The organism is Ciceribacter sp. L1K23, assembly GCF_018122705.1.
Lineage (GTDB): Bacteria > Pseudomonadota > Alphaproteobacteria > Rhizobiales > Rhizobiaceae > Allorhizobium.
Genome location: NZ_JAGRRC010000004.1, coordinates 1 through 1,299 on the forward strand (window position 1 = coordinate 1; position 1,299 = coordinate 1,299).

Annotated in this window: 1 protein-coding gene; it reads right to left on the reverse strand. The window is 59.4% G+C overall.

What is annotated here, in order from left to right; translation table 11 throughout:
* Positions 1 to 34: 34 nt before the first annotated feature.
* Positions 35 to 1,222, reverse strand: coding sequence for an IS481 family transposase (locus J5J10_RS22215; RefSeq protein ID WP_211931828.1), 1,188 nt, complete (start codon positions 1,220 to 1,222; stop codon positions 35 to 37).
* Positions 1,223 to 1,299: the final 77 nt, after the last annotated feature.

The following is a 1,299-nucleotide window of genomic DNA, read 5'->3' on the forward strand; positions in this document are numbered from 1 at the left end:
TGTCCATACCGAAGACATAGGTAACATCGTGTACCTAAGACATGGGTGACAACCTCGTGCCGAACGGGTTGTCGATGGTTTGCAAAGTCCTCTGCTCCAGGTCGATATATCCCAGATCATACTGCATGAAGCTGACGAGCCAAATGCCGTCGTCGACTTCCTTGATGCCGAGCTTCTGGCCTGCCATGACGACTGAGATGTTGATCTTCTTACGATGCATGCAGATGCGGCCGCAGGAGGTTACCAGGACATCTCTATCGTGGAACGGATAGTCGATCTCCGGCAGCCCTTGATAGGGGCGAGCTGATGCGGTGTAGATGTCTTGCGGGGTTCTCATGGCGAGTGCCTCATGCGGCCGCTCCATATTGAATTCGCTGGTAAAAGCGTCGAATCGCGCTTGTTGCTGGAGCATGTTCATTCCCGCGGGACGGGTGGCTTCCTTCTTGAGCGTCAGATGCATGCGTTCGTGCCGGCCGTTCTGTTGCGGATGGCCCGGCTGGATGCGTTCGATGGCGATGCCGAGCCTGAGCCACCAGACGGAGAGCTTCGACAGATTGTAGAGGCCGTTCGGGCTGGCGAAGGGCACGCCGTTGTCGCTGCGGATTGCGTTTGGCAGGCCGCGCTCGGCAAACAGGCGGCGGAACGCCTCGAAGACGGGAAGCTCCTTGTTCGACGAGAAGGCCTCGCAGGCCAGAAGATAGCGTGACGCCTGGTCGGTCACCGTCAACGGGTAACAATATCGCCCATCCCCCAGCTTGAACTCGCCCTTGAAGTCGACACACCAGAGATCGTTGGGAACGATCGCATGGGAGAGGTCGGTGCCTTCGGCCTTGTTGCGATGGCGCCTGCGCGCATGGGCGACCAGCCCGTGGCGATCGAGGACCGCATGCACCGTGCTGGTCGAGGGGATGCGCACGTCGCCTGCCAGTCTGCGCACCAGGAGTTCCCTGATCTTGCGCGCACCCCAGTGCGGCTTGCCCTTCTTCGATGCGATGATCATCGCCTCGATCTGATCAGGCAGTTGATTGGCATAGCGCACCGGACGGCGCGACCGGTCCGTCAGCGCCTCCAGGCCGTCCTGCCTGTAGCGGTTGAAGATCTTGTAGCCGGTCTTGCGCGATATGCCGAAGTCCCGGCACACCTCGCTCATCCCTTCGCCCTCCAGAAGCCGGGCGACAAAACGAAGACGTTCCTCCATGACCGAAATCTCTCTCCACGGCATCAACACCTCCCGCCAAAAGGCAAAAAGTGTTACCCATGTCTTCGGTACAAAACGTCACCTATCTCTCAGGTCGGACA